The following is a 7983-nucleotide window of genomic DNA, read 5'->3' as shown; positions in this document are numbered from 1 at the left end:
CGCACGATAGTTGATAATCAGAAGGCTTTTTTTCCCGCGATGGCACTGACGACGCAGAGTGCGACGTAAGTGACAGGGCGAAGTCGGACCTCGTGAGCAAGCTCACCACGGAGGTTTATGCCCCGTCGCCTGTTGCAACTCAGGCCCAGCTTTCCGGGCTCTCCAGGCGTCGAGTATAAAACTGAGCGCTAGCCCCAAGGCAATTCCGCCGCGCGGCTTTCGCCGGCGGCGGAGTGCATCAAGCGGCGGTATTCAGATAACGGCCAACCGGTTTGTTGCCCTCGGTGTCATACCTTTCGCCCAAGGCGGCGATCATCTTGCTCAGGGCCTGGGCGGCGACCTGATTGGTGCTGGTCGTTTCGCTGTTGCTGTCACTCTGTTTGAGCGCTGCGGACAATTCTGAAGCACTGATGCTGTTGTCACTGTCGCTGTCCAGTGCACTGAACAGGGCGGCGCTGTCGGTGCTGCCAGATGTGCTCATCTGCGCAGGCGGTGGTCCGGCAGGCGGTTGTTGCGCTTGCAGGCTGGCGGTCAACTCGTCAAGGCTGACAGTGCCGTCCTTGTTGGTGTCCAGCGCATCAAACACTTCACTGCTGCTGGCGCTGCTGCCGGCGCTGGTCAGGCCAGCACTCAGTTCTGCGCTGCTGATCGCACCGTCACCGTCGCTGTCCAGCGAGTTGAGCAGGTCGTCTGCCACATCGGTCGCCGGTTGCATGGGCGGTGGCGGCGGTGGTGTCATGGCCGCCAGTTCGTCAGTATCGAGGCTATCATCGTCGTTGCTGTCCAGATCACTGAACGCCTTGCTCAGGCTGACGGTGATGCCATCCTTGCTGTCAGACGAGAGGGCCGAACTCAGCTCGTCCTTGCTGATGCTGCCATCACCATCGGTGTCGAGCTTTGCCAGCAGCTCTTCCTGAAACTTCTTGTTGCTGGTGGCTGATGTGCTACTGGTCGAACTGGTATAGCTCGAAAAACTGCTGCTGATTCCACTGATCATTGATCTCACTCCCCTGAGATGGAAATAGCCGGTCACGGTGTACCGGCTTGTAAAGCCTCGGGGTGTCAGTTGTCGTGGTGATGTAGGGTTTGTACGGGGCGCGATACACAATCGGTCAAAGGCGCGGCAGGTCCAGCACCGCCGTCAGGCCGCCGCCTGGGGTCTGCGCCAGCGACAGCTGCCCGCCGATGCGTCGCGCAGCTTCGCGGGCGATACTCATGCCCATGCCGATGCCGCCGGAGTTGCGATTGCGCGAACTCTCCATGCGATAGAACGGTTCAAATACCGTCTCGTGAAACTCAGGTGCAATGCCCGGTCCGTGGTCAACCACCGACACGCGCACGCGGTCTGCGCTGTCTTCAATCACGATGTGCGCGCTGCCGGCATAGCGCAGCGCATTGTCGACCAGATTCTGCAGGCACGAGCGCAGCGCCATCGGTTGCGTCCTAAGAGGTGTGCACTGGCCTTCGTATTGCACGTCGTCGCCATTGTCCTGGGCATTTTCGGCCTGTGATTCAATCAGCGCCTGCAGGTCAAACTGCTGCAAGCCTTCGGTTCGCCTATGTTCGTTGAGGTAGGCGAGCGTGGCATCGAGCATGCTGATCATGTCGTTGAGGTCCTGGGTCATCTGCCCATGAAGCTTTGGCTCCTCAATCTGCTCGACGCGCAGTTTGAGCCGCGACAGCGGGGTACGCAGGTCATGCGAGACTGCCGCCAGCATGCGTCCGCGCTGCTGCATCTGTTCGCGCACTTTGCTTTGCATCAGGTTGAACGTCTGCGCGGCCTGACGCGCCTCCCTGGGGCCGCTGATCTCCAGTGGCGGGTTGTCGAGGTCGTCACTCAGGCGCTCGGCGGCTTCACTGAGTCGCTGTATCGGACGGCTGAGTGCCTTGGCGCCATACCACGCGGCGATGATCATGGTAATGAACTGAAAGAGCAGCACGATCGCCGGCCCCCCCAGAATCGGTGGCCTGTGCATCGGTCTGTCATCGAACTGGCCATGCTCAGGGTTGAAGTCGGGCCTGGGCGGCGGCATGGGGCGCATGCCGTACTGCGTGAACCAGATGAAGGCCAGCAGGTGCGCCAGCAGAATAGCCAGCAGTGCGCCGCCAAACAGCCGCGCAAACAGTGTGTCGAACCTGCGAATCAACCCAGCTCCCTGGCATCGAACAGATAGCCTTCACCGCGCACGGTCTTGATCAACTGCGGATTCTTCGGGTCGTCGCCGAGTTTCTGGCGCAGGCGCGAAACCAGCAAATCGATACTGCGGTCGAACGCCTCTATCGAGCGGCCTCGGGCAGCATCGAGCAACTGCTCGCGGCTCAGTACCCGGTGCGGTCGTTCGAGAAACACGCGCAACAGGCGAAACTCGGCGTTGGAAAGCGGCACTACCAGACCGTCGGCGGCTGTCAGCTGACGCAAGACGCTGTTCAGGCGCCAGGCGTCGAAACGAATGGTCGTGCGCTGATCGCTGCGTTCGTCGCGCACCCGGCGCAGTATGGTCTGAATGCGCGCGACCAGCTCGCGCGGTTCGAACGGCTTGGCCATGTAATCGTCGGCACCCAGCTCCAGGCCGATGATCCGGTCAGTCGGTTCGCAACGGGCGGTCAGCATCAGGATCGGGATGTCCGAGGTGCTGCGCAACCAGCGGCACAGCGACAGGCCGTCTTCACCGGGCAGCATCAGGTCGAGCACCACCACATCGAAGGTTTCATCAGTGAGTGCCTGACGCATCTGCGTGCCGTCGGTGACGCCACGGGCATTGATGTTGAAGCGCGTCAGGTAGTCGCAAAGCAGTTCGCGAATGGCCACGTCGTCATCGACGATCAGCGCCCGCACGCTCCAGCGCTGGTCGGTCGATGTGGCATCAAGGGTGTTGTCGGGAAGTGCTTGCATAGTGCGTCTGTCGCCTGCGTGTGCCGCCGTTGTCTGGCCGCGGTGGAAGATCAACGCTGCCGCTCATGCTACTTCGCCGTGAGGCTCGGCGGTAGGGTGACGTTAGCCAATGTCCGGCGGATGTCCTGAATGTATCAATACTGATACACATGATGTCATTGAGTTCACGTGAACGCTTACTCCATAAAAAGACGCCTGTCCAGCTAGTACTTCTACTAGTAACGCGACGCGCCAATAAAGCTCTAGGGTGTCCACAGGACGCAAAACCGTGACGTCTATTATTGTTCAGGTTCTGCGCATCGCTGCCAGCGTTGGCCGCAACTTATCGTTATGGAGAACGAGAAATGTATTCACCCAAGGAAGAGTCTGCCCGGCAGACCCGTAAAAACTGGCTCGCCAAGCGCCAGGCACATCTTGACCAGGAAGATCCGAGAATGCCTGTGCTGGAGGCTCTGGGTATTTTAGGCCCGATACCAGGCGACATGAGAAACCTGTGGCCGGTGAGCGAGTGGAACAACCCGCTTGTGGTTAGCGTCCCGGCTTCAGCGCCTGTGGAGATGGGCGTTGGGGACACGATTACATTTTTTCTCGACGATGTGGAATTGGACATAATCCCACTTAACACGTTTGATGATCTGCGGTATTCCATAGCGGCGAATCTTATCAACAGCGGGAAACCGTACGAGGTGTGGTACCAACATTATAGCAATTTGCTCGGTAATACCATGTTGTCCATACCGTTTGTGCTTGATGTGGATTATCAGGCACCCAATCGAAACCAGACAGGCGCACCGGCTGTGCTCCCGGATGATGTGGCAAGCGATGGTTTGACACTGGGATATCTGGACACCCATTCGTTTTTGGACATCACAGTGCCTCGTTCCAGCGACATTATCGCGGGAGACACGGTCACGATTTCCTGGGTTCCGGTGGTTGCCAGGTCTTTCCGACAAGACTTCACACCGATAACAAGCAAGGTTGTCACTTGGCCAGATGTTATAGCCGGAATTGACCCGGTTGTCCACATTGACTCTGCACTTATAAAAGGTTTAGTGCAGGGAAAAATCGGGATATATTACCGCTATATTGACCGGACCGGTAATATGGGGCAGTTCTCACCCGCCACAGTCCTGCAGGTTGACCTGACGCCTGCGCCAGACGGCCTTCAGGCTCCAAAGGTTTTTCTGGCCGAAGGTGACGGGATCGACCGGGCCGATGCTCAGTTAGGCGTCGAGGTCGAGATACCTGAGCCCATTTATGACAACCCCCAGCCGGATGACCAGATAGAAGTCATATGGGAGGGCACACCCGTCTCTGCCGTTCCGTTGGATACTTTTCCGATGTATATCCCGATAGATTGGCCTACGCTTTCGGTGAACGGTGCGCTGAACAAACGTAGTTTCAAGGTGAGTTACAACGTTGTGCGGGGTGCTTTATCAACACCGTCGCCTGATCTTGATGTCACGGTTGACTTTACCGTGGCAGGTCCCGCACCGGATCCTTCAACCCCGGGTCCGATAAATTCCGCACTTCCTGCTATTGTCGTGAACAGTCGCGAAGTGCCACCAGTAGACAATGTGTTGGGTAATGCCGATAAAGGCCTGCCCGCGACAGCTCAATTGCCCAATAACCCGTTTGCATCAGGGGATATTCTGCGGCTCTGCTGGGGGGATTTGAAGCCGCACGTCGCTGAGTTTGAAATTACAACGGAAGGCCCGACCGACGTTATCGAGTTTTTGATTCCCTGGGATGCCATAGAGCGCGGTGGCTATAACGACCGGTTGCCTGTTTATTACAGCACCTGGAACGGTGTGAACGAGCAGGAATCCGAACATATCGAAGTGGATGTCAGAATTGTCGATATCACCGGGCTGCCTGACGTCGGGTTTCCGGATCGCTTCCTCCCCCCTGCCGGGCCTACTCCCGTTCCGATCATCAATTGCTGTTCTTTACCGTGGAACGGTATCAAAATAGATATTCCCTTCGACCAGACTAATATGGAAGCCGGCGACAATGTGATAATTAAGTGGCAGGCCTATGGAGACCGGGAAGGGACATCTCCCATTGACGGTACTTACCATGAGTTTGAACCTATCCCCTTGGCAGCGGATCATCAGTATACGGGTATCCCGTTTGTTATTCCCTATGCGGACCTTGTCGAACCGGTTATTACCGTTGGCAGTGGTCGAGTGACCTACACGTTGAAAAAGGCAAATGGACAACAGGGCGAGCACTCAACACTTACTATTATTGCCCGAGTGGCGGGGACGGGCTTGTGTTCGGAGTCGTTTCCTGGAGTCTGCAGCGCTTTTGTTGGCGATGGCTCAGGCAGCACGGTTTGATAACGCGGTCATTGGGTGTAGGCAGCGGTTCTGATGCAATGAGCTATTCAATTGCGTGTTTTATTCAGGTGTGGGTGGGCGAAAGGAAGCCGGGAAACGCTCGCTTATCAGAAGGGCAGACTTTTACAGTTGGCAGGTACGAAGTTTGATAGGCGTGATAATGCTGTGGGAATAGTCCTACAGCATTATCGGAAAGGGCCTGCATTAGGCCTGGAGATGTGCTTGTAGGATGCGCGGCCTCTTCATAGGTATTCGGCACATTTGTACCGAGTATGACGATTCGACCTACACGATTTCTGGATTGAAGGAAGCGCACGATGTTGCCTCGAAACCTGTATGCACCACTAAGCCCTTTACCCGTTGCTCTTCATTGCGCATCACTTGCCTCTCTGTTGCTGATCAGTAACTCCCTGATCGCTGCACCTGTTCCCGTCATCAATGAAGTGGTGAACATTGATCAATTCAGTCTTGCCAACGATTACGCATTGTCAAACGGCGCAACCCTGAATGTGAAAAGTGGCAGCCAGCACGGCAGGCTTACTGCGACAGGCTCCACGCTGAACATTTCAGCCGGGTCGGCTATTGCGTCTGCCGCCGTTCGCAACGGCTCCGGGATAACCATGAATGGTGCGGCAATCAGTAATGGTCTGGAAGTCAATAACAGCACCGCGACAATCTCCGGCAGCACTATTGCGAGTGCCGCAGGCAACGGCCTGCTTATAAATCGCCAGCGCAACTTGACAACGGGTTCGGGCGTAAGCCTGACCAACAGCTCCAGCAGCGGCGCACTGTCAGGTGCGTTGGTTACGCACTTCAGTCAGCTTGAACTGATCGGCTCGCAATTGGCGGGTACCAGCATCAACGGCGTAGGTTTGCGCCTTAACGCCGGCGCCGCGCAGGCCAGCGCCAGCAGCATCGTCGGCACGGCGAATGGCGTTGCAATCAGTTCCGAGGATGACTACACAGAGGCGTCGCTGAAGCTGGACAGCACGCAGGTGGTCGGGCAGGTGGGGGCCGCGATCCGGATTGCCCCGTTGATATCAAGGTTGCCGGGCTCCGTTGTGGCCATAGATGTCGGCAACGGTTCTACCCTGACGGGTGGCAACGGCAATATGCTGGAAGTCACCGGCGCCTCCTCAGCCGTGATGAATGTGTCGGCAAGCCGCCTGAATGGCAACGTGCAGGTCGAATCCGCGAGCACCGTCACACTCAATCTCGACAACAGCAGCATGACGGGGGATGTACTCGCCGAGCCGGGTGCGCTCGCGGATGTACTGCTCGACAACAACTCAGTGCTGACCGGGCGCCTGGAGAACACCCGCAGCGTCGCCATCAACAATGGCGGGCAGTGGGCCATGATCGGCAACAGCGCAGTGGCCGATCTGAACATGAATGGCGGTGCGGTCCGCTTTGGCGATGCAGCCGGGTTCTACACATTGTCGGTCGCCAGCCTGTCTGGCAATGGCACCTTCATCATGGATGTGGATGTTGGCGCGGGTCGCACGGACTTTCTCGACATCACCGGCAGTGCGACCGGCAGTCACTCCCTGCTGATTGGCAGCACCGGCACTGATCCATCTGTCGACACCAGCCTGCATGTGGTGCGCGCAGGTGCCGGTGATGCGCAATTTTCTCTGGTGGGCGGCGCGGTCGACCTCGGTGCCTGGTCTTACGATCTGGTCAAGCAGGGTGCCAACGACTGGTACCTTGACGCGCAGACCCGCAAGGTCAGCCCTGCTGCTGCCACTGTAGTCGCGTTGTTCAACACGGCACCCACCGTGTGGTACGGCGAGCTGACGTCACTGCGCACACGCATGGGCGAACTGCGTCACAACGGTGGCCAGTCGGGCGCGTGGATGCGCACCTACGGTAACAAGTTCAACGTCTCCGATGCGTCAGGTTTCGGCTATCAGCAAACTCAGCAGGGCTTTTCGCTGGGCGCGGACGGCAAAGTCCCGATGGGTGACGGGCAATGGCTGGCAGGTGTGATGGCAGGGCAAAGCAGTTCAGACCTGAGTCTGGACCGTGGTGCCAGCGGCAAGGTCGACAGTTACTATGTCGGTGCTTACAGCACCTGGCTGGACAGTGACACGGGCTACTACTTTGATGGCGTGCTCAAGTTCAACCGTTTCAATAACAAGGCCCGCGTCAACCTGAGTGACGGCACCCGTACAAAAGGCGATTACAGCAATTCGGGTGTCGGTGCGTCGCTGGAGTTCGGACGCCATATCAAGCTGGACAATAGTTACTTTGTAGAGCCCTACAGCCAGTTGGCTGGCATGGTCGTCGAAGGCAAGGATTACACACTGGACAACGGCATGCGTGCCGAAGGCGGGTTGACCCGCTCACTGCTGGGCAAACTCGGTGCGACGACCGGGCGCAACTTCGATCTCGGTCAAGGCAGGACTGTCCAGCCCTATGTGCGTGCAGCCTGGGCTCACGAGTTCGCCAACAACAATAAGGTGCAGGTCAACGACAACGTTTTCAATAACGACTTGTCGGGGTCGCGTGGCGAACTGGGTATCGGCGTATCCGCCTCACTGTCCGAGCGCTTGCAGCTACATGCCGATGTCGAGCACAGCAAGGGTGACAAAATAGAGCAGCCCTGGGGTGCCAGTGTGGGCATCCGTTACAACTGGTAATTATCAGAAAAGCAAAAAGGTAGGTCAGTAATGACGTCCCTTTTTTTGGTGCGCCAGGCATGGCGCGTTGCGCGCAAGCGCAACCAGCTTGGCTGTGGTGGCCTCG

General features: G+C 57.6%; 5 protein-coding genes. 2 read left to right on the top strand and 3 right to left on the bottom strand.

The features are described from left to right. Positions 1–238 precede the first annotated feature (238 nt). From xopAW to DW49_RS0117670, 3 genes are all read right to left on the bottom strand, one after another. Positions 239–997, bottom strand: coding sequence for an EF-hand domain-containing protein (gene xopAW / locus DW49_RS0117680; RefSeq protein WP_005618708.1), 759 nt, complete (start codon positions 995–997; stop codon positions 239–241). Positions 998–1112: 115 nt separating this feature from the next. Then, positions 1113–2147, bottom strand: coding sequence for a sensor histidine kinase (locus DW49_RS0117675; RefSeq protein ID WP_005618706.1), 1035 nt, complete (start codon positions 2145–2147; stop codon positions 1113–1115). Next, positions 2144–2893 carry a response regulator gene (locus DW49_RS0117670; protein WP_003379782.1) on the bottom strand — a complete coding sequence of 250 codons (750 nt, stop codon included), beginning with the start codon at positions 2891–2893 and terminating at the stop codon, positions 2144–2146. Before DW49_RS0117670 ends, DW49_RS0117675 begins: the two co-directional genes overlap by 4 nt. 344 nt (positions 2894–3237) lie before the next feature. Here DW49_RS0117670 and DW49_RS0117665 point away from each other — a divergent pair, with 344 nt between their 5' ends. Both DW49_RS0117665 and DW49_RS0117660 read left to right on the top strand, forming a co-directional pair. Then, positions 3238–5235, top strand: a complete 1998-nt coding sequence (locus DW49_RS0117665; RefSeq protein ID WP_005618705.1) for a hypothetical protein — start codon at positions 3238–3240, stop codon at positions 5233–5235. Positions 5236–5552: 317 nt separating this feature from the next. Continuing rightward, the gene (locus DW49_RS0117660) at positions 5553–7877 is read left to right on the top strand and encodes an autotransporter outer membrane beta-barrel domain-containing protein (protein WP_005618703.1); all 2325 of its coding nucleotides are present in this window, start codon (positions 5553–5555) and stop codon (positions 7875–7877) included. Positions 7878–7983 lie beyond the last annotated feature (106 nt).

It is taken from the genome of Pseudomonas avellanae BPIC 631 (genome assembly GCF_000444135.1).
Taxonomy (GTDB): Bacteria; Pseudomonadota; Gammaproteobacteria; order Pseudomonadales; family Pseudomonadaceae; genus Aquipseudomonas; species Aquipseudomonas avellanae.
Note: the sequence above shows the minus strand (reverse complement) of the source record. Positions and strands in the feature narration are given on the sequence as shown.